Origin of the sequence: Lyngbya confervoides BDU141951 (genome assembly GCF_000817775.3) — a bacterium.
Lineage (GTDB): Bacteria > Cyanobacteriota > Cyanobacteriia > Thermosynechococcales > Thermosynechococcaceae > Lyngbya > Lyngbya confervoides.
Window position 1 is genome coordinate 49,507 of record NZ_JTHE03000100.1, and the last position, 21,113, is coordinate 70,619.

General features: G+C 55.7%; 12 protein-coding genes. 5 read left to right on the top strand and 7 right to left on the bottom strand.

Going from position 1 to position 21,113, the window contains the following annotated elements; genetic code table 11:
* The first annotated feature begins 109 nt into the window (after positions 1 to 109).
* The gene (locus QQ91_RS17070) at positions 110 to 718 is read left to right on the top strand and encodes a LysE family translocator (protein ID WP_201277159.1); all 609 of its coding nucleotides are present in this window, start codon (positions 110 to 112) and stop codon (positions 716 to 718) included.
* On the opposite strand, the gene QQ91_RS17075 is transcribed toward QQ91_RS17070, so the two are convergent.
* From QQ91_RS17075 to QQ91_RS17085, 3 genes are all read right to left on the bottom strand, one after another.
* Positions 708 to 5,957 (bottom strand): DUF7379 domain-containing protein, encoded by a 5,250-nt coding sequence (locus QQ91_RS17075; protein ID WP_201277160.1) that lies wholly within the window; start codon positions 5,955 to 5,957, stop codon positions 708 to 710. The two genes, QQ91_RS17070 and QQ91_RS17075, sit on opposite strands and share 11 nt — an antisense overlap.
* 204 nt (positions 5,958 to 6,161) lie before the next feature.
* Positions 6,162 to 7,778 carry a CHAT domain-containing protein gene (locus tag QQ91_RS17080; protein WP_166276439.1) on the bottom strand — a complete coding sequence of 539 codons (1,617 nt, stop codon included), beginning with the start codon at positions 7,776 to 7,778 and terminating at the stop codon, positions 6,162 to 6,164.
* 140 nt (positions 7,779 to 7,918) lie between these two features.
* Positions 7,919 to 9,415 carry a glycoside hydrolase family 13 protein gene (locus tag QQ91_RS17085; protein WP_166276442.1) on the bottom strand — a complete coding sequence of 499 codons (1,497 nt, stop codon included), beginning with the start codon at positions 9,413 to 9,415 and terminating at the stop codon, positions 7,919 to 7,921.
* A 161-nt stretch (positions 9,416 to 9,576) separates the two neighbouring features.
* Here QQ91_RS17085 and QQ91_RS17090 point away from each other — a divergent pair, with 161 nt between their 5' ends.
* Entirely contained in the window at positions 9,577 to 10,440 is an 864-nt protein-coding gene (locus tag QQ91_RS17090; RefSeq protein WP_166276445.1) for an SDR family oxidoreductase, read from the top strand.
* Between the two features lie 14 nt (positions 10,441 to 10,454).
* On the opposite strand, the gene QQ91_RS17095 is transcribed toward QQ91_RS17090, so the two are convergent.
* Together QQ91_RS17095 and alaS are read right to left on the bottom strand one after the other, a co-directional pair.
* Positions 10,455 to 10,856 (bottom strand): hypothetical protein, encoded by a 402-nt coding sequence (locus QQ91_RS17095; protein ID WP_166276448.1) that lies wholly within the window; start codon positions 10,854 to 10,856, stop codon positions 10,455 to 10,457.
* A 2-nt stretch (positions 10,857 to 10,858) separates the two neighbouring features.
* Positions 10,859 to 13,477: an alanine--tRNA ligase gene (alaS, locus tag QQ91_RS17100; RefSeq protein ID WP_166276451.1), complete on the bottom strand. Its 2,619-nt coding sequence runs from the start codon at positions 13,475 to 13,477 to the stop codon at positions 10,859 to 10,861.
* 405 nt (positions 13,478 to 13,882) lie between these two features.
* On the opposite strand from alaS, the gene QQ91_RS17105 reads away from it, so the two are divergent.
* From QQ91_RS17105 to pyrC, 3 genes are all read left to right on the top strand, one after another.
* Positions 13,883 to 14,716 (top strand): aldo/keto reductase, encoded by an 834-nt coding sequence (locus QQ91_RS17105; RefSeq protein WP_166276454.1) that lies wholly within the window; start codon positions 13,883 to 13,885, stop codon positions 14,714 to 14,716.
* 368 nt (positions 14,717 to 15,084) lie between these two features.
* A complete protein-coding gene (katG, locus tag QQ91_RS17110) occupies positions 15,085 to 17,310 on the top strand; it encodes a catalase/peroxidase HPI (RefSeq protein WP_250833386.1) in 2,226 nt (741 codons plus the stop codon).
* Between the two features lie 96 nt (positions 17,311 to 17,406).
* Positions 17,407 to 18,441, top strand: a complete 1,035-nt coding sequence (gene pyrC / locus QQ91_RS17115; protein WP_166276460.1) for a dihydroorotase — start codon at positions 17,407 to 17,409, stop codon at positions 18,439 to 18,441.
* On the opposite strand, the gene QQ91_RS17120 is transcribed toward pyrC, so the two are convergent.
* The gene (locus QQ91_RS17120) at positions 18,438 to 20,132 is read right to left on the bottom strand and encodes a histidine decarboxylase (RefSeq protein WP_166276463.1); all 1,695 of its coding nucleotides are present in this window, start codon (positions 20,130 to 20,132) and stop codon (positions 18,438 to 18,440) included. The genes pyrC and QQ91_RS17120 overlap by 4 nt on opposite strands.
* 524 nt (positions 20,133 to 20,656) lie before the next feature.
* Complete coding sequence (locus QQ91_RS17125) at positions 20,657 to 21,073, bottom strand: DUF4278 domain-containing protein (protein ID WP_166276466.1); 417 nt, start codon at positions 21,071 to 21,073, stop codon at positions 20,657 to 20,659.
* Between the last annotated feature and the right edge of the window lie 40 nt (positions 21,074 to 21,113).

Genomic DNA, 21,113 nt, shown 5'->3' on the forward strand with positions numbered 1-21,113 from the left:
ATTATCCTATGCTTGGCGAAAACAAATCTCAAAGTTAAGGTAAGGCTTAAGCTTTTACGTCATTCCCCCTGGCAGGTTATCCCCCGGTGACGGTCCCATGAGTCTAACCTTGACAAATCTTCTTGCCCTGTTCATCGCCATGGCTATCCTGTCGGCCATTCCCAGTGTGAGTGTGCTGCTGGTGGTTGCTCACGCATCGGTGGCGGGATTCAAGCAAGGGCTCCTCACCACCTTGGGGATTGTTGTGGGGGATCTGTGCCTGATCTCCGTTGCAGTGTATGGCCTATCGGCGATCGCCCTCACCTTGGGTTCAGAATTCACCTGGGTTCGATATCTCGGGGGCATCTATTTAATCGGCCTTGGCGCCAGCCTCTGGAAAAAAAAGGCCCCTCTCCCAAAATTGGGGAAGGACATCAACACTCAGGGGCTTGCCAGCTTCTGCAGTGGTTTATTCCTCACCCTGGCAGATCAAAAGGCCATTCTGTTTTACGTTGGGTTTTTACCTGCCTATATCAATCTGACTCAAGTCTCCCCCTTGGATACCCTCCTTCTGATGGCAACGGCGGCCCTTGCCGTGGGTAGCGTTAAGCTGATCTATGCCTATCTGGGAAACAAAGCCCAGCAGCTGTGTCAAAATTCCCAGTTCACTCAGGTCCTGCAGCGGATAGCCGGAAGTCTAATGATCGCCACGGGGGTCGTGCTCTTCTTCAAGGCTTAATTGAAGAAGACTGAACAACGAGTCCTCCTGAGCCAATCAAGGTTCCAAGAGACCGGCGGAACCTCTGCATTTTTCCCTGCATTTCGGGATCAATCATCACCATGGCCAGCGCCTCCACCGGGCTCTCCATGGCATCTTCTTGAAGGCGTGAGTTCATTCCTGAACCCCTCACCCAAGCCTGGAAATAGGCTTGGGCCGCGGCATCCACCTCTGAGTCAGGCATCCTATCTATCCTTGAGGTCTTTAAATATCGAAACAGCTGCACCTGCGCTAGGACGACTGGGACACCATCCTCATTGCAAGCCGCTGCACTTTCTGTAATTTGGTCTAATTCCTCAAAAAATCCTTCACTGGGCTTCCCCAGACATAGTTCTAAACCCACCTTGTGAAGCAGGGGATCGTAGAGATGAAGCGGATGCTGATCGCAGGCCAATTGATAGGCCGCAAGGGCCGCTTCAAGGTGAGATTTTCGCGCCGATGCTTCCGTGACCCTTGCCCAGCGTCGATGAATGGCCCCCACGAGGCTGTAGCGCTCTGCAGAGGGCTGAATTTCAAGGATGGCTTCTAAGCGCTGGATCGCGCGCAAAAATAGGGAGAAAGGCCCCGCATCCGGAGTTTGCAACCGCTGCCTTCGATCCTCTGGGGTCAAGTTGGCCCACTGCTGCTCTGCCAGGCAGATCTCCAGGTGAGCCAGCTGTTCAATCGCGCCCAGCGGAGCATTTGAACATTTGAGAGCCTGCTCATACCAGTCAATGGCCTCCGCGTAGTCACCTAACTCCCCGTAGGCACGGCCAAAGGCACCGGCAATGGCCCCATCCTGTTTCCAGGACTCAGACAGGCTATCTCCCAGGGATCCAAGCCGCTCTTGCCAGGCGTGACGATCGGCCTGCATCATTCTGCCTGACTGCGGCACAAAATCAAGCAGATACTCTGCAAATTCATGGCGAGACACGAAGGAACGTGCATCTGCCGGACCAGCACCCTGGCGACGGTCCACCCAGTAGAGGGTATAGCCCGGATCGCCATACACCTGATACGCTCCCCAGGTCAAGTCCTCAACGCCGCCAGCCTTATGGGTTTGTGCCCTGGCGTCGCGCACCGCAGCCATCAAGTTATCCCCCTCTAGCAGCCGTTGATAGAGCACCGTTGCAAAACGGATCGCAGCATCATCGCCAATGGCCCAACCCGCAGCCACCACCACACCTACACCCATGCGAATCAACTGCTCGGCAACGCTGGCCGCCAATCGGCCGATTGTCCCCAAGCGCGGAGATCCACTGGCGGTCTCCATTTGTCCCAGGTGACAGCAGTTTAAAAAAACAAGGGACGGCACAGCCCTCAGATTCTCAAATTCGCTGGCAGTCAGAAAGCGTCCTTTCTCCAACAGCACACCTGAGCGAGACCCGTCGTCACTAAACTGACCATGGGCGGCAATGTGAATAATGTCGTACTCATGGCGATACAGGGCCCGAAAAATCTCATCTGAGGGGGCGTCAATCAGTGATTCCACTTGTAAATCACAGGCCAAAAGCTGCTTGGAAACCGCGACGGCTTCCTTCCGCGCTCCCGGCAACGTCGGGTCCACCTGGGCAGGATTACCAATGACGAGGGCGCGTCGTCCTGCGGATCGACGAGGATTTATCCGCCGATTTTGGGTAGTCAGCGATCGTAAAATCCCCACCTTAACGCCCAAGGGCGAGGCACGACGGGGCGCATTCTCAGCAGGATTGAGAAGTTCCCAGGGAATATGGGCAACGTCAGGATCTAGGCCCAACACCAGATCGGAGGTTTGCTGAACGTTTTCAATGAGCTGATAGGGTAAGAGATACTGATAAAGCACTGAAGAAGCCTCTCGATCATTCTGAATGGCCTTCTCCAACATTCCGTCCAGCAGTGACCACTGAATCGGACGCACAAAGGGCTCACTGCGGGCCACATCCGTCGTGACTTCAAAATGCAGCCCCGTTCCATTTTTTTTAATGCGAATGCGTCGGCTCCAGCCCATGGCGTAGGGAGAATAGGGTCGGCTCCGGCGAGAGCTCGCTCTAATCCGCAATTCAGACGCGACGCTCACTCGGCCTTCATAGCGTTGGGGAAGGGTTTGGGCGAAGTGACAGGCCGCAGTGGCAATGTCTCGAAACAGCTCCATAATTTCAATTCCTGCAATCCGGACGCGATCGCCCAGGTGCTGGGTTTCCAGGGCCTGGTTAGCCGCCAAAGCCGCCTCCACCAGCGCCATCACGCTATCTTCTAGCGTAATTTTCGATCCCCCATAACTCCCGATTAATAATGAACTCACCCTAACCTCCTGCAGGGGTTCCCCCTCGGAGGGCAACTGCTGTAGGGCATAGTCCAGCAGGGATCGGGTCAAGTTCCCCTCCAATTCCAGTCGCTGCAAGTCGCCCACCTCTCCCAAACCAATCACAATCACCCCCCTCGGGAGGCGAGGAGAAGGCGGATAAATCCGGACCGTTCCGTGGGCACCCGGATAACAGCCCAATCTTAAATCTCGCGACAGCGTTCCCTCCATTGCCTGATCGAGAACAGATTCTACGCTGACAATGGGGTCACCAATATAATGGCCCACGATTACTGCATGTTTAGCATCGCAGACATCGGCATTAGTGATCTCCAGGGCTAGGGTCGGCGGGACAGGCTGGGGGGTAGACGGATGTCCCACCAGGGTCTCCATTAAGTCCTGGGGATTGGGATAGAGACGTAATTCTACCGCCGGGTTCTCCAACTCCAGCGGGGCCAAAATATCGCGGGTTTCTCGCCTTAGGGGAGGAGGATCTGTGGTCAACTGCCGAGTTTTGCCCTGGGCCAGTAGATCCAACACCCCCCCATGGGCAGCCAGATAATTAGGAATCTGTCCATGTTCGGCATCAACATAATAGGTCTGCACTCCCTCGATCAGACCTAGGGACCAGGGCACCGTTCCGTCCCCCAGTCTGGTGGAGCCAAAGATCACTAAGGTTGCCCTGTGATCCATCCGACAGGGGGTTGTAGGGGCAATCCCAGCCACATAAACCATATGATCTGGATCAACGGCCTCATTAAGCCGTTGCCGAAAGTCTCGGGCCTGTTGGAGCAGCGACTCCTCCGGGGCATAATCAGCCGCCAGTTCCTGCCATCGAGCCGTGTTTAAAAGATCGTGGTCATCCTTGTAAGGCAACAGTTCCACCAAGCCAGGAAAGGATCGCAGCACCTGCGTCAGCTCTTTCCGGGAATTTTTGAGATCCGTCGCGGCGAGGAGATGCATCATGGGGTGCTGGGCAGTGAACAGCTGGGCAGGAACATAGGATCCATAATTAGGCGTGCCCAAGAGGACCAAGCGCCCCCCTCGCCGGATCAGTTCATGCCACACTGGCGCATGGTCCACCCAGAGGGTGCGGGCAATCAGTCCTCCCATGGAGTGGGCCAAAAGGTAAACGGGACGAGGGTGAGAGCAGAACTGCGCCTGAATCTGCTGGGCAAGGTGATGGGCGGCGTGCCGCATGGATAATCGCCAGTCAAATCCAAAGCGAATCACCTCGTATTCCCGGATCAGTCTGGCCTCTAGCTGATCGTAAACGCCTTCTACCAACCCCTCTGGCTCAATGCCGGTCCGGTCTAGGGCCAGGTTTAAGGCCAAGCCTCCCCAGGCTAAACTGGGAAGATGAAGCCATTGCCGCCGATGGGCGATCGCCAGATGAGTTCCCATCATTCCCGGTAGCAGAAACACAACCGGCAAATTATCCAGGGGCTGACAGTCTGGAGCAGCAATCACCGGTACCCCCCCATCGGCCTCCAAGGTCTTGATCGGCTGAAGCGTCTCAAACCGGGACGAGTCCTTTAAGATCAGCCAGTCCAGCATCGGTCTGCGGGTCTCTGGTTCTGCGAAATAGTGGAAATGATCAGCCTGCGGTCCGCGGGCATAGTATCCCCAGGCAGCATTTCGGGGAACGCCACGAAACATGGACCGACTGTCGACCAATAAATCGTTCTCTTGCCAGGAGTATAGCCCGGAGAAAAAATCCTTCACCGGGGTCAATAGGCCACTCCCCTGCAACTCTCCCGCAATCACCGCCAGTTCATTTCCACGAGGATCGGCGCAGTTCAGAAACGGAGCAAACCCTTTTTTTCCGTGGGGCATCATGGCCTCAAGCCCAGGCAACATTTCGGCTTGGGTGCCTGTGGCAATGACGGCCAGGGCGATCGCCTTGAGAAAATCATATCCAGGCGCCGCAGGCCCCGAAAGCTTTCCCACCGCGCTCAGCATTATATTGAGATAAAGATCTAAGGGCTTTGACGCTAACATTGTTCCAGCAGCAGGAGCCGCAACACGCACATAGCGCTTAATTTGAATCTGTTTTCGATCAAGGATCTGGCGCAACTGCTCCAGCTCTTCACGCACGGTTTGATAGGCCGGATCAGCAAAAAACTCCTGTATTTCGCGACTTTCTTGCGGACTTGACCAGGGATAGCGACAGAGGAGATCTCCAATTAATCCGCCACGGGAATAGGTCAACAAATGCACCGCTGCGCCGGGAGGAAGGGCAGCGGCAAGCTGGACCGCATTGGCAGCAGGACTTTGGGAGAGGGTATGGTGATCTAAGGCTAATAGATGATCCAGGGAGTATTGCGCCCTAAGCCTTGGCCAATCTTCAGAGGAAAATAGGTGCTGAAAAGATCCAGCGGTGGAGCTGAAGGGGCCATGAATAAAAATGAGGTAAGGAGAGTCCGCTTGCAACTCAGCGTCCTTGACCCTGGCCGCAACATTGCCGTCGGGATCTAAATGGACCAATCCTGGGGCGGGCATACTTGCAAATTCAAGGGGCTGAATCACCTCAGTCATCAAGGACCGGACAGATGGACCGGCTGAGGGTTCAGTCATCGTGCGGCGGATTCGCTCGGCCACCCGAATTTTCTGAACCCGCTCCAGGGTAATTTCTCGACTGCCGCGAGTGGGCTGCGTGGTCCTGTACAGCGGCAACAATAAGGTATTATCGGCACGGCGAAGCTTAGGATAACGCTGCGCTAGCTGATCAACTCGCACCAGCTCCACAATATCTCCAGACCAGTGCAGCTCTAGCACCGCATCAGGTTCAGCCTGGATTGTGACAGCAGCATCTTGACGAGTTGCGCTGACTGCGACTGTGGTTATCTCTCCTTCTATCACGTTCCCGACTAGGGCGCCCAACGGTGCCGACAGCACCGCATCCATGAGGAGACCCCCAGGAATTCTAATGTGTTGCATCGACATCTCGTAAACCCTACCCCCCAGCAACGGCACCCAGGCCAGATCAAGGCACCATGAACTCACAGTCATCAGACCACGATTTCACGGCAGACATCTGCGCCTTAACGATTGTTTAAACCGAACAGATCGCTTTTTTTCGTTGCCGATGGGTCCTCCCTGGCTCGAAGGATAGATTCATTACCACTTCAGAGAAAACCAAGATTAATTCCAGTTTCCCACGATGGTATAACCCGACCAGTAGTAGGGGTGGCGGAAGTTCAAATCACCCGCCAGACCCGCCTCCAAGGGCAGATCCATTCCCTGAGTTCCCCGCGATCGCAGCTGACCTGCCTGGATAAAAATTTCTTCCCTGAGCATGGCTAGCTGAGCAGTCCGCAACGCTTCCGCCTTAGTGGGAGAGGTCTGCAGGGCTGCATAAAATTCATTCATCAGCCCCAGGGTACCTTGATCATTCACTCGCCAAAGACTGGCAGCAGTGGATTTCACCTCAGCAAGTAGCGCCGCGCCTGCAAAGCCAAGTTCTGCCTCGCGACTGCCTAAGGCGGTTTCGCAGGCACTCATCACCAGCAGTTCCACCGCAGGAGCTTGACCCCAGGACAACTCTCGGGCAAGCTGATTGAGCTTCTTCAGCTTTAGACGTTCATTCCACAGTTGAATATAGGAGTTATTAATATCGCCGGGATTGAACTGCGCATGGGTAGCCAAATGAATCACGCCATAATGTCGTTGCCGATTCAGATCTCGCAGGTTTTTCACGGTGGAGGACTCATCGAGAGTAATCGCTTGATGGGCCTGCCAACGCTGAGATAGCGCTGAGAGTTCCAGGGGCACCGCGGGTAGCGCCGAGAGCCCCTGATGCTCCTTGGAAATTCCCATGGCCAGGAGCGGCTTCTGGATCAGGTGGGATCTCAGACCCGAGTCGGTTAGTCCAAAACTTGGAATCAGGGCTACGCTGTGGGTCTCAATCAAAAACCTCTGACCATCGTGCAGCGCCGCCACAGGTAAGGACCGCAAACCATCATCAAGGGAAAATAACACGGTATCTATTTGATGGGCGCGCAGCTGCGAAGCCAGGGGAGCCACCAGCCAGCCATAGAGCTGCTGGGCCGAGGAGCGATAGCCCAGGGACTCCACCAGGGTGGGATCGCTAATCTGACGGCGGAACTGCGCAGCCACGGTATGAAACTGCTTAGGATTCACGTCTGCGGCAATCTGACGAATAACGGGAGATTGAGTCGACTGGGCAAGGGAGAAAGGAATTGTGCCCCGAGAGGCCACGGGCGTCCCTGTGCCTGCCAAGGGTTGGGTTTGGGGAAGCACCAGCATTCGGCCAATCTGGTCGGTGCGCTCCAGGTTGGCCAGGTACAATACGGCGGTGCGACGACCGGTTAGCCGGGATAAAATCCCCAGCTGTCGGGCAATGGATTCAGCGGACAAAAATCCATCTGGAATCTGGATTTCAAGCTGATCGGCAAAGGTACGGCGCTGTAATTGCTCAAATTTTTCCACCGCTTGAGCGGGCGTTCCCCCATAGAAGGCCTGTTCAAAGTCCTCTCGGGGAGAAAGCTGGCGAGGCCCCTGGTTTGGCTGAGCCTCAAGGATGGTTTGAAAGATCCCAAAGGGGTTGACCCCATTGGGTCGCGATCGCTCGTTTGGATCCGTCCTGGTGGTTTGGCCTACGGAATTGCGCCCCCCCGAGGGATTGTTAGGAGATCGAGAAGGCCCAAAAAGACCAAAGCCAAACTGAGCCTGAGCGATGGAGGATGGCATCATTGCCAGGATTAAACCAAAGGTCAGTAATTGCCCTACTTTTCTCATAACTCACCTGCGATCGCGATTCTCAAAATTGCCGCACGGGTCTAGTCTCTAGGAGGAGAATAGGGCAAACAAGTCGCACCAACGATGATCTAGATCCCTCAGAGAGGGTGATTACGATCAGGCCCCAGGCGAGAGCGAGGCTAAGTGTCTGCACAGTCTGTCCAGATCAGGACCAAAACCGCTCCAGATCTGGCGGGCAGGTGGAAATGCAGTGCATTCTCCTGCAACGTGAAATCAACATGACCCCACAGAATCTTCACCTCATGAATCTCGATCCCCAGGCTTAGAAGGCAGATCCCCTGATGGGGCTGGAGAGCGCTATTGACCAGCACCAGCAGTCGTTGATCGCCCTGGTGTCGCACAAACCCGTAGGCTCCAGCCTCTTGCAGCACCGTCTGGTAGTCTCCCCCTTGCAGCGCAGGATAGAGATGCCGCAACTGGATCAACTCCTGATGCAGGCGCAGCACCTCCGGGTTCCAATCTTCCGGGGGAGGAAAGCTACGACGACAGTCTGGATCGGTTCCTCCTCCCAGCCCCACTTCATCGCCATAGTAAATCGAGGGGGCGCCCGGATAGGTCATCAACAGGAGCGTAGCCAAAGCCACGCTCGATTGGGCAAAATTAGCTGCGCCGCGATCGCCCCCGGCAATGCTCCATAGGCGCGCTGTGTCATGGCTCGCCAGCAGGTTTAGCTGCGTCCGCTGAATCTGCCAGTCATGGCGATCGAGAAGATCTTGAATCCGCTGCGCGTACCCTGGGGCATCTAGAGGGGGATAGGGGTCGTAGGCCACTGGATCGACATATTCGCGAACCATGCGATCGCCAACCACAAAGGCCAGCACCGCCTCGGTAAACGGATAGTTCATGACTCCATCAAACTGCTTTCCATCGAGCCAGGGGCTAGCATCTTCCCAAATTTCACCCACGATATAGGCTTGGGGGTTAATGGCCTTCACCCGGTCCCGAAACTCTTCCCAAAATCCAGGGACTTTAATTTCGTAGGGAACATCTAAACGCCAGCCATCTATGCCAAACCGCAGCCAATATTCGGCAATTTGCATGATATACTCACGCACCGCCGGATGATCGTGGTTAAACTGCGGCAGGGCGCGATTGTCGACCCAACTTTCATAGTTGGCGGGGCGATCGCCGTCGTAGGCGGACAGGGGCCACTGGTGAATCCTAAACCAATCGATCCAGGGGGAATGGGGACCATTTTCTAAAATATCGTTAAAGAAGAAAAAACCGCGACTGGCATGGTTAAACACGCCATCTAGAATGACCTTCATCCCTCGCTGATGGGCCGCATCCAGTAGATCGCGCAGGGCCTGATTTCCTCCCAGAAGCGGATCCACCTGATAGTAATCGTGGGTGTGATAGCGATGATTACAGGCCGATTGAAAAATTGGCGTCAGGTAAAGAGCATTGCAGCCTAAGGATTGAATGTAATCCAGGCGATCCAGAATTCCCCACAGATTGCCCCCCTTGTATCCCTGTAGGGTGGGGGGGGCTTGCCAGTCTTCCAGCAAAACGTTCATGGCGGGGGAATCAGTCTGGCGCTGGGTGCGGGCAAAGCGGTCAGGAAAAATCTGATAAAAAACAGCTTGCTTCACCCAGTCTGGAGTAGAAATGGTCATATCAAAACACTCGTAAGATATTGTCGAAGTGAAGGCAGCCGCGTCAACCCACCGTGACCTCAACGCATCTGATCAACAATTCAGGCTCATTCTAATACCGTTTTCCCAAGCGCGTCGTCCAGCCTCATTCTCTGACACCCCACCCCCCCTTGAAATTGCCGATGAAAACCCTACTGATCACTGGAGCCAGTGGATTCCTGGGCTGGTATCTTTGCCAGGCCGCCCTTCGCCAAGGCTGGCGGGTCCAGGGGAGCTATTTTAGCCATCCAGTTCAGATTCCGGACGTTGAGATGTATCCCCTCAATCTCACCGAGATCAACCAAATTGAGGCGCATCTCAAGACTCTGAAGCCGGATGCGATCATTCACTGTGCAGCCCGTGCCCGCGCCCAGGACTGCCAGGAAAACCCCGAGGCCACCCATGGGATTAACGTGACCGCCGCCCTAGGCCTAGCCCGATGGGGCCGCGATCGCCCCTTTGTATTTATTTCCACCAATCAAGTGTTTGATGGACGCCAGGCCCCCTATGGTGAAGCGGATCCAGTCTCACCCATCAACGTTTACGGACAGCAAAAGGCCAGCGCTGAAGCTGCCATTTTGGCCGATCATCCTCAGGCCACCATTTGTCGGATGCCCCTCCTGTTCGGCGTCGCCCCCACCGCTCCCAGCTTTCTTCAGGCTCTATTGCAGCAGCTTCACACCGGCCAGTCCTTAGATCTGTTCACCGATGAGTTTCGCACGCCCGTTTATGCCGCAGACGCCGCTCAGGGCATCTTGATGGCCCTAGAGCATGAACCTCGCATCCTCCATCTAGGAGGGGTGGAACGGCTATCGAGATACGAATTTGGCCAAATTTTAGTCTCGGTGCTGGGTCTCCCAGACAGCTGCTTGAGGCCCTGTTTACAGGCTGATGTCCCCACCCTTGCCCCCCGAGCTCCCGATCTGACCCTGGATAGCCGCCAGGCCCTCTCCCTCGGCTATGCTCCCCAGGCTGTCCGACCCGTCCTGGAAAGAATTCTTCCCTAGGGTCCGAACCGTCCCTATCGCCAATAGCGCCGACCTTTCCAGAACACCCCTAGAACCAAACCCACCAGGGTGGGCTGGTTAAAATTGACGGCCAGCAGCCGATAAAGCCGAATTGGCACATATTCGTAAAAAACCATCCCCACGGTCACCGCCAAGACTAAAAACCACATCATCGGTACCGTCAACCGTCCTTCACTGTTGTCCAGGAGCGTGAAGGCCAGTACGCCCAGCAAAATCCCAATTCCCAGGTTCGAGATCAGGTTCATGGGCTGACGCAAAAACAGGGAGAAGACCGTCTCAATGGCGGGAAAGGATTGGGCCGCAAACCAAAGGGCGGCGCTGACGATTGCCCAGGTGATCACGGTTAGGGCCGCCGATCGCACGATGGCAATCCAGGGCAGGGTTTTTAGCTTCATGCCTACTCCTTTCCCAGGGCCTGGATCAGCTGTGCCCTTGCCTGGGCAAGAGCCGCGGTGAGCTGACTGGGATCGCGTCCACCCGCCTGAGCAAAGTTTGGCCGCCCGCCGCCGCCGCCGCCACAGAGCTTTGCGACCTCCCCAACCAGTTTCCCGGCCTGTAAGCCAACTTGGTTGACGCGCGGCCCAAAGGAAGCCACCAAGCTCACTTTCTCCGGCGTCGGTGCCGACCCCAGAACCACGGCGGCGCTCTCTCCCAGCTGATGGGTAAGCTTTTCCGCCGCAGTTTTAAGGGCCACCGGATCAACCCCCTCTAGCTGAGCCACCAGCACCTGAAACTCACCCACCGCCTCCGCGCTCTGGGCAAGCTGATCCGACTGCCTCAGGGCAAGCTCTGCCTTAAGGCGATCCACCTGCTTTTGCGCTGTCTTGAGCTCTGCTTGCAGCGCCGCAACCCGATCTGGAAGTTCTTCCGGCTTGGCCTTAAAGCGATCGCTCAGATCCCGGACCACGGCATCGCGGACATTGAGATATTCCAAAACCGCCACCCCGGCGATCGCCTCAATGCGGCGAATCCCTGCTGCCACCCCGGTTTCCGAAACAATCTTAAACAGACCAATCTCTGCCGTATTGAGCACGTGGGTTCCCCCACACAGCTCCATGGAAACCCCTGGCACATCTACGACGCGGACCTGGGATCCGTACTTTTCGCCAAACATGGCGATGGCCCCCCGAGCCTTGGCCGCATCCAGGGTCATCACCTCCGACTGGGTCGGATGCCCCTCGCTAATCCAGAGGTTAATCTGATCCTCAATTTGCTGGATCTCCTCCGGGGTGAGGGACCGCGTAAAGTTAAAGTCGAACCGGAGCCGATCAAAGGCCACCAGGGATCCGGCTTGGGAAATCGAGGCATCAATCAGCTTTTTCAGCGCTGCTTGCAGCAGGTGCGTAGCAGTGTGGTGAGCCTGGGCGCGCCGCCGACAGGCACGATCAATTTGAGCCGTCAGGGTATCCCCCAAGGATACGGTTCCCCGCTCCACGCGACCGCTATGCAGAAAAACATCGGACTGTTTTTGCACGTCTTCAACACGGATGACCCATTGATCGCCCAGAAGAAATCCGCGATCGCCAATTTGTCCCCCCGATTCAGCATAGAAGGGGGTTGAATCAAGGATCACCTGCACCTCATCACCCGCTTCTGCCTGCTCCTGCAGCTGATCGTTAGCCCACAGGGCCAGAATCTTCGCGGACTGGGCCGGTTGGCCATAGCCCACAAACTCCGTGTGGGGCAAATCCATCAGGAGCGCATCCAGATCGGCCTGGGCCGTCAAATCAATGGTGATATGCGCGTCCTTAGCCCGCTGTCGCTGTTCCTCCATCGCCGCGTCAAAGCCTGCACGATCCACGATCAGACCCTGCTCAGCCGCGATTTCCTCCGTGAGCTCCAGGGGGAAACCATGGGTATCGTAGAGGGTAAAGGCATCTTGACCGGAAATTTGTTTTGGCCCCTGGGCAATGATCTCCGCCAGCAGTTTTTCCCCCCGATCCAGAGTTTTGCGAAACTGGATTTCCTCCCGTTCCAGCTCAGATTTAATCACCGAGTCGCGCTCACGCACCTCCGGGTAGAATGGCTCAGCCAACTGCATGGCCACTTCCACCACCTGAGGCGTAAACAGCTCTGAAATTCCCAGAAGCTGACCGTGGCGCACCACTCGCCGGATTAAGCGTCGCAGCACGTAGCCCCGACCCATGTTAGAAGCCGTAATTCCATCGGCAATCATGTGCATTACGGCCCGAATATGATCGCCAATCACCTTCAGAGAGGTCTTTGTTCGATCCTCCGCAGTGGCATAATTGAGGCCCGCAAGGTTCGCAGCCGCCTCGATCATGGGAAAAATGAGGTCGGTTTCGTAGTTATTGGGCACCGCCTGGAGAATCTGGGCCATGCGCTCTAGCCCCAAACCCGTATCAATATTTTGGTTTGCCAGGGGAGTCAGGTTGCCCTCGGCATCCCGGTTGTACTGCATAAATACCAGGTTGTAGAACTCAATAAAGCGGCGATCGTCCTCAAGATCTAGCTTTTGATCCCCTTGCTCAGGATGAAAGTCATAATAAATTTCGGAGCAAGGTCCACAGGGTCCCGTGGGTCCGGAGGCCCAAAAGTTATCCTCAGAACCCATGCGCTGAATTCGATGGGCCGGGATACCAATTTGATCGCGCCAGATGGCAAAGGCTTCGTCATCCTCTTCGTAGACGCTGGGGACCAAGCGATCGGCAGGGAGACCAAACACCTGGGTGGACAGTTCCCAAGCCCAGGCGATGGCCTGCTCTTTGAAGTAATCGCCAAAGCTAAAGTTGCCCAGCATTTCAAAGAAAGTGTGGTGCCGTGCCGTCACGCCCACGTTTTCAATGTCGTTGGTGCGTACACACTTTTGAGAGGTGGTGGCCCGCGGCACCAAGCGCTCACGCTGTCCCAAAAATACGGGCTTAAACTGCAGCATCCCCGCAATTGTCAGCAGCACAGTCGGATCCTCTGGCACCAGAGAGGCGCTTGGTAAAATGCGGTGGCCTCGCGCCTGGTAAAAGTCGAGGAAGGTCTGACGGATGGCCGCACCGGTCATAGACTTGGGCTGGAGGAGGGTCTGAGCCGCAGATTGAGAGGCAGATCGATGAGATCTAGACGCGGATCGGTTTGATGGTTTTTTAGAAGAGGACTTCTTTGCCATGTCGAAGAAAACCCGCATCAGCGGTGGATGAACAGTGAAATTCAGCGTATTGAATCCCTTTCATCATAACCCTCGGTTGGGTTGCAAAGGCTGAGGGCTCAGATTTGGATATAAAAAAGATCACGACTTAGAAAAGGCGAACAAGAACCTTGACTGATCCCACTGACGCACCCTGGCTACCGGAGATTGGGGATCCTACACAGCCTTCCTAGGTCTAAATCACCAGGCTTGGGGACCACTTGCACAATTGGGCATGGTAGCTTAAACAAGGTGCCTCCGTTGTCAAAAAGAAACCTTGTCATGCAGTCTTTGCTTTTGCCCTCTGGGCGGCCCATACCCAAGTTAGGACAAGGAACCTGGCGCATGGGGGAGCGGCGATCGCAACGCCCTCAAGAAATCGCGGCCCTGAGGGAAGGCATCGATCTCGGCCTCACCCTCATTGATACGGCGGAAATGTACGGCGAGGGCGGGGCAGAAAGGGTTATTGCGGAAGCCGTGGCCGATTGCCGCGATCGGATCTTTCTAGTTAGCAAGGTCTACCCCCATCACGCCTCACGAGCCGATGTTATTAAAGCGTGCGAACGCAGCCTACAGCGGCTCCAGACCAACTATCTAGATCTCTATCTGCTGCACTGGCGCGGGGGGATTTCCCTAGATCAGACCTTCGCTGGATTTCACGCTCTGAAAACCGCGGGAAAAATTCGCGAGTTTGGGGTCAGCAACTTTGATCGAGCCGATATGGAGGAGGCGATCGCCCAGCCCTATGGCAATGAAATTGCCGTCAATCAGGTCCTCTACAATCTCATGCGGCGCGGAATCGAATGGGATCTGTTGCCCTGGTGTCAGCAGCACCAGATTCCGATCATGGCCTATTCTCCCCTGGAACAGGGACGCTTACTCCAGAATCAAACCCTTGGCAACATCGCCCAACGGCGGCAGGTCAGCCCGGCCCAGGTGGCGATCGCCTGGCTACTGCGTCAGGATAACATCCTCACTATTCCCAAGTCAGCAACCCCAGATCGCATCAAAGAACATAGTGCCGCCAGGGAGATCCAGCTCCCCCCTGAGGAACTGAAAGCTCTAGACCAAGTATTCCCACCTCCCACAGGTCCGGTCCCGCTAGAGATGCTCTAGGCTGCTGAATCTCCCTCCTCTGATCACGGCAACGAAGCACCTCCCTGATCCTCTAGCCCTGCAAACCTAAGGAAAACCGGATAAGTCCTATCCCCAACGTCTCCAGCCAGAAAGTCTCTGGCCCTTATCTAACTGCAATTTAGCGGGTTGGGTTGACCCTCTCGACAGGGTCAACTCACTGTTGAGAATTATAAAAATAATTATAGTTCCTTTTGATTATATTTCCCTTTGATGACTTTAATCATTGCCAGGATGAACTTTATGTAATAACTACAGTACAGCCAATATTCCACAACATTGAAATTCAATAAAAGTACTCAATAGGAGTTGTTATGAGCGGCGAGAGCAGATGCCCGTTTGTGGGCGGAGTGCAGAAGGTTCCGGCCGGGGGAGGCACATCCAATCGGGACTGGTGGCCCAATCAGCTCAACTTAAAGATACTCCACCAGCACACTCCCCAGTCCAGCCCCATGGGCGAAGCCTTTAATTATGCAGAAGCCTTCAAAACTCTGGACTTTGCGGCGCTAAAGGCCGATATCTTCGATCTGATGACCACTTCTCAAGACTGGTGGCCAGCTGACTACGGCCATTACGGGCCACTCTTTATTCGCATGGCCTGGCACAGTGCGGGGACTTACCGCATCGGGGACGGACGCGGTGGGGCAGGGACGGGGAATCAGCGCTTTGCCCCCCTTAACAGTTGGCCTGATAACGCCAATCTAGACAAAGCACGGCTGCTGCTCTGGCCCATCAAGCAAAAGTACGGGGAGAAAATCTCCTGGGCCGATCTCATGATTCTGGCCGGGAACTGCGCCCTGGAATCGATGGGATTTAAGACCTGTGGGTTCGGCGGCGGGCGCGAAGATATTTGGGAACCGGAAGCGGACATCTACTGGGGTTCTGAAGCAGAATGGCTAGGCGATGAGCGCTATACCGGCGATCGCGAGCTAGAAAATCCGCTGGCAGCGGTGCAGATGGGCTTGATCTATGTCAATCCCGAAGGACCCAACGGACATCCTGACCCCGTGGCCTCGGGGCGAGATATCCGCGAGACCTTTGGTCGAATGGCAATGAACGATGAGGAAACAGTGGCGCTGACGGTGGGCGGTCACACCTTTGGTAAATGTCACGGCGCTGGGGATGCGTCCCTGGTGGGGCCAGAACCTGAGGGAGCCAGCATTGAGGAGCAAGGTTTGGGCTGGCGCAATAGCTTTGGAACCGGCATCGGCGCCCATACCACCACCAGCGGCATTGAAGGAGCCTGGACAACCAATCCAGTGCAGTGGGATAGTAACTACCTGGAAAATCTGTTTGGCTATGAGTGGGAGCTGGTGAAAAGCCCAGCAGGAGCACATCAGTGGGCACCTAAGGATGGGGCCGGGGCAGACACCGTACCCGATGCCCACGATCCAAGCAAACGCCACGCGCCGATCATGACCACCGCCGATATGGCCATGAAGATGGACCCCATCTATGAGCCAATTGCGCGGCGCTTCAAGGACAACCCGGAGGAACTGGCGGAGGTCTTTGCCCGCACCTGGTTTAAGCTAACCCATCGGGATATGGGGCCGCGATCGCGCTATCTGGGTCCAGAGGTTCCCGAGGAGGAGTTCCTGTGGCAAGATCCGGTTCCCCCTGTCACCCATGCGTTGATAGAGGATTCAGACCTTGCGGCCCTGAAGGCCAAGATTCTCGCCTCTGGACTGTCGGTGTCCCAACTGGTGTCCACAGCCTGGGCCTCAGCATCGACCTTTCGAGGATCGGATATGCGCGGCGGAGCCAACGGGGCACGCATCCGCCTAGCGCCCCAGAAGGATTGGGAGGTCAACCAACCCGCCGAGCTTGCCGTGGTGCTGCAAACCCTGGAGGCCATCCAACAAGAATTTAATGAGGGCCAGTCCAGTGAACCGCATACAGGATCACTGCTGGGCGGCATTCAGAAGGTGTTTCACCCTTCGCGGCCATCGGGCCACAAGCGGGTCTCGCTGGCCGACCTGATCGTGCTGGGGGGATGCGCTGGCGTCGAGCAGGCAGCCAAGAATGCTGGATATGAGATCCAGGTGCCCTTCCGACCGGGGCGTACCGATGCCTCCCAGGAGCAGACGGATGTAGAATCCTTTGCGGTTCTAGAACCCAGGGCAGAGGGGTTTCGCAACTACCTCACAGGCGATCTCCCTCTATCGGCGGAGGAACTTCTGGTGGACCGGGCACAGTTGCTGAAGCTGAGCGCCCCGGAAATGACGGTTCTGGTGGGGGGTCTGCGCGTCCTGGGAGCTAACGTGGGCGGCACTCAGCACGGGGTTTTCACCCAACGTCCCGAGGCCTTAACCCATGATTTCTTTGTGAATCTCCTGGACCCCAGGATAGTTTGGAAGGCCACCTCCCCAGCCAAGGATCTGTTTGAGGGGCGCGATCGCACCACGGGGGAACTCAAGTGGACCGCCACTCGGGTTGATCTTATCTTTGGATCCAACTCGCAGCTCCGGGCTCTAGCGGAAGCTTATGGCTGCGAAGACTCTCAGCCCAGATTCGTCCCGGCCTTTGTTGCCGCTTGGGATAAGGTGATGAACCTGGATCGCTATGACCTGAACTAACCTTGTGATCGCCACAGGATTTGTAGTCAAAGAAAATAGCGGAGGGGACTGGGGCTTAGGCCAACTCCCCTTCCCACCGGGTCCTATAATGAGACCATGCAAACGCTGACCCTGATTCAACCCGACGATTGGCATTTACATCTGCGTGACGGTGCAGCCCTGAAGGCAGTTTTGCCCCACACCGTGCGTCAGTTCTCCCGAGCTATCGTCATGCCCAACTTGAAGCCCCCGGTGCGTTCCGTCGAGGAAGCCAGGGCTTACCGCCATCGCATTCTCGCCGCCATTCCATCGGGCAAGCAGTTTGAGCCCCTGATGACCCTCTACCTCACGGACAACACGAGCCCAGCGGAAATTATGGCCGCCCAGGCCTCGCAATTTATCAAAGCAGTTAAATACTACCCCGCGGGGGCAACGACCCATTCAGACCTGGGGGTCACCGACCTGCGGCGATGCGATCGCGTCTTTGAGGCCATGCAGGCGGTGGATATGCCCCTATTACTACACGGGGAAGTCACCGATCCGGCGGTGGATGTGTTTGAGCGCGAAGCCGTTTTTATCGAAAAGCATCTAATCCCGCTCAAACAGCGATATCCTAACCTGCGCGTTGTGCTAGAACACATCACCACCTCAGAGGCCGTACAGTTTGTGCTGGCCACGGATAAGACCGCCGCAACGATTACCCCCCAACATCTGCTGTTTAATCGCAATATTCTCTTTAAGGGGGGGATTCGCCCCCATTACTATTGCCTGCCGATTTTAAAACAGGAGGAGCATCGCCAGGCCATTTTGCAAGCAGCCACCTCAGGCAACCCGAAGTTTTTCCTCGGCACCGATAGCGCCCCCCATGCCCGCAACCGCAAGGAAAATTCCTGTGGTTGTGCGGGGTGCTATACGGCCCTACACGCCCTAGAGCTCTATGCCGAAGCCTTTGAGAGTGTCCAGGCCCTGGATAAACTCGAGGCCTTTGCCAGCTTTTATGGTCCCGATTTCTATCGACTGCCTCGCAACGGCACCCAAATCACCCTGGTTAAAACAACCTGGAACATTCCCCAGGAAATTCCCTTTCCTGAATCCAGTCTCATCCCCCTGCGGGCAGGGGAGGCAATAACCTGGAAAATGATGGAGAATTAAGGGGCCGGCGCAGAAATCGTTGGTTCAGGTCCCAACTCCAGGATTTTAACCGTCAAGGCCCGCAGCTTTTCCGGCTCGGAGGTGGCAATTTCCACCAGAGCTCGTTGCTTTCCACGCCAGAGAAGCCGGACGCTACGGATGACGATGTCTTGGTCGCGACACTGCTTCATCAGCGTCGCCAGGGAACCAGCCTGGTCCTCTAGCTCCACGAGCAAGGCTTCATCGCTAACGGCCTGGTAGTCCACCAGGCTCAAAATATCTGCGGCCTTATCGCTCCCCAACTCACAGGCTTGACCATAGCTACGCCCACCGTTCAGGGTTTGATTGAGCAGCGTCAGGGCGCGATCGCGATCGCTCACCTGCAGGCGAATGACGGACCCTTGATCCACCTTAGCTGCCGAGAGCGCCTCAATGGAAATCCCCGCGCTGGCCAGGGCAACGGAAATATCGGTCAGCAGCGGTTTCTCAGTCCCCCCCACCAAAATAATTTCTTCCCCATGATCAGCAATATGAGCTTCGCAAGGGGCAACAGCGGTGACGGAGGGCAACAGCGGCGCAGTGGACTGCTTCATTTCCGCAATGAACTGATCAATCTGCGATCGCGTTACGTGGGGCATGGTAATCAGATGGGAAAGCGGTCCCTGACAGGCCAACTGCCAGCGATGAGTCAGGGTTTGAGGGGGCCGATCAAAAACAACGGTGTTGGAGTAGGGATGTCGCCAAGCCTGACGATCAAGGTCATTCAACTGATCGATGGCATAGTCGGCCACCGCCAAGCATTCCGGCACCATACGCTGAAATCCTTCAATTCCAACGGTATGAAAGGCATACCAGAGAAATAGAGGCGTGATCGCATTGCGAGATCCGCTGAGGGTGGTGTCCAGGGTGTCGATATATTCCACGCTCTGGGCAATGCGGTCAACATACTGTTTACGCGCCAGCACAACACCGCAGGGCATCGGGGACCCAATCATCTTGTGGCCGCTAATGGCAATGCTGTCAATCCCGGCGGCGAAGTTCCAAGGGGGCGGAGTCTCAATAAAAGGCATGATCATCCCCCCCAAGGCGGCGTCGGCATGGATATAGTGACGGGTAATGGCGAGATCCGAGAAAATTTGACGGATACCTACCACATCGTCCACAGCCCCTTTCATAGTCGTGCCAATGGTAACGCAGAGGATGGGCGGCACGTCGCGGTGAATCCGCAGAGTTTCTCGCAGATCATCAAGATCCATGCGACCTTGCTCATCGCTGCGAATCATAATATTTTTTAGCCCCAGGGCTCGCAGAATTTTATCAATGGAATAGTGAGCATCCTGAGAATAGTAAACCATGCCCTCGGGAAAGAGTTCCCGAGCCAGAAACAGACCGTAGTGATTGCCTTCGGTGCCGCCATTGGTAACGTAGCCCCAAACTTCATTTTCAGCAGCCTGGGTGAGCTGCCGGAAAATTTCCAGAACTTCACGCTCTAGTTCTAGGGTGTTGAGGTGATAATTACTGGCGAGAAAGGGATCGCCCACATTATTCATGGGAAAGTCCATAAACCGATAAAGGGGCCGATAGTCAAAGACCTGATTGCAGGGATAGCCTAAAAAAAGCCGAGACTCGCGGCTCAGACTCTGATACAGCTGATCAAGTCGATCGCTATCCTGGGGGGATAGAGGGGGGTTGTCAATCCAATGCGATCGCATGGTTGTTCTCTCCAAATACGGTATAGGTAGATTCAGAAATCGCCGCCCACGTCACCGACATCGCTGAGGAACACCCCTCGCAGGAAGGGCGCGATCGAGGGTTGAAAGCTAGCACAGATCTTTCAAATCCCTGGTACAGCTACATTATAGCCACAGGTCACCGGGCAATCGCCAGGGGGGAAATCACGGCCGCAACAATCCAGTAAAATCGGCCCAGAGCCTTAATTGACTGAGCGATATCCAATCCGGAATCCATTTTCATTTCCTATGGCCGAGACGACCATGCCAAGGTGGTCGGGTAAAGCTGCGATCGCCTTTGGGGTCGCTTTACGCATTCGCTGATCTCTCCAAGCCATCCACGGCGTGAATGAGCTCCGGGGGCCTCCCATGAATCGGGTGGCGATTTTGAGGGGAGCTTCCGTCCGCATCATAGGGCGATTAGAGGTGATTTGCAGCGAGAGAACTCCCCCCGTCAAACAAACAAAAAAGCGCTCCCTATTGGAGCGCTGGTGCAAAAACCTAGCCTAGGCAAGCTGCGATCTCTCGCGCTCCAGTAGGGCAATCAGGTGGGCATCACCGCGCTGCTGTGCAGAGGCAATGCGCTGCTCTAGCTTTTTCAGCAGAAACTGATTATGAATGCGACCTAGTTCCGTGAGCTGCTGATACCGGGAGGAGTGAACCGGTCTGGGTTGATCCTGAATCCCTGAAGCAGAATCCTCATGAAAGCTAGGAACCACGGGCTGTAAAACGGCTGTGGTCAAACCAGACTCATAGGAGACACCCCGGTATTTGAGGATATAACTGGGCTGCGGTATGGTCTTGAGATCGTAGACAGCGCGATCGCAGGCCACCCCACGATACTGGCCAATGCGTTGCCGACGGATAGGGGTGATTTGAGTTGGGTGAGGGGTGTAGTCAACACCTCGATATGTTAAATTCACGTTTCACGGCCTCCTAGTCGATTCTAGTGACATTTAGGGT

Coding starts and splice junctions, on each gene's coding strand:
- QQ91_RS17120 (WP_166276463.1), bottom strand. CDS start 20,132: ATGCGATCGCATTGGATTGACAACCCCCCTCTATCCCCCCAGGATAGC.
- QQ91_RS17105 (WP_166276454.1), top strand. CDS start 13,883: ATGCAGTCTTTGCTTTTGCCCTCTGGGCGGCCCATACCCAAGTTAGGA.
- QQ91_RS17085 (WP_166276442.1), bottom strand. CDS start 9,415: ATGACCATTTCTACTCCAGACTGGGTGAAGCAAGCTGTTTTTTATCAG.
- QQ91_RS17095 (WP_166276448.1), bottom strand. CDS start 10,856: ATGAAGCTAAAAACCCTGCCCTGGATTGCCATCGTGCGATCGGCGGCC.
- QQ91_RS17075 (WP_201277160.1), bottom strand. CDS start 5,957: ATGCAACACATTAGAATTCCTGGGGGTCTCCTCATGGATGCGGTGCTG.
- QQ91_RS17080 (WP_166276439.1), bottom strand. CDS start 7,778: ATGAGAAAAGTAGGGCAATTACTGACCTTTGGTTTAATCCTGGCAATG.
- QQ91_RS17090 (WP_166276445.1), top strand. CDS start 9,577: ATGAAAACCCTACTGATCACTGGAGCCAGTGGATTCCTGGGCTGGTAT.
- pyrC (WP_166276460.1), top strand. CDS start 17,407: ATGCAAACGCTGACCCTGATTCAACCCGACGATTGGCATTTACATCTG.
- alaS (WP_166276451.1), bottom strand. CDS start 13,477: ATGACCGGTGCGGCCATCCGTCAGACCTTCCTCGACTTTTACCAGGCG.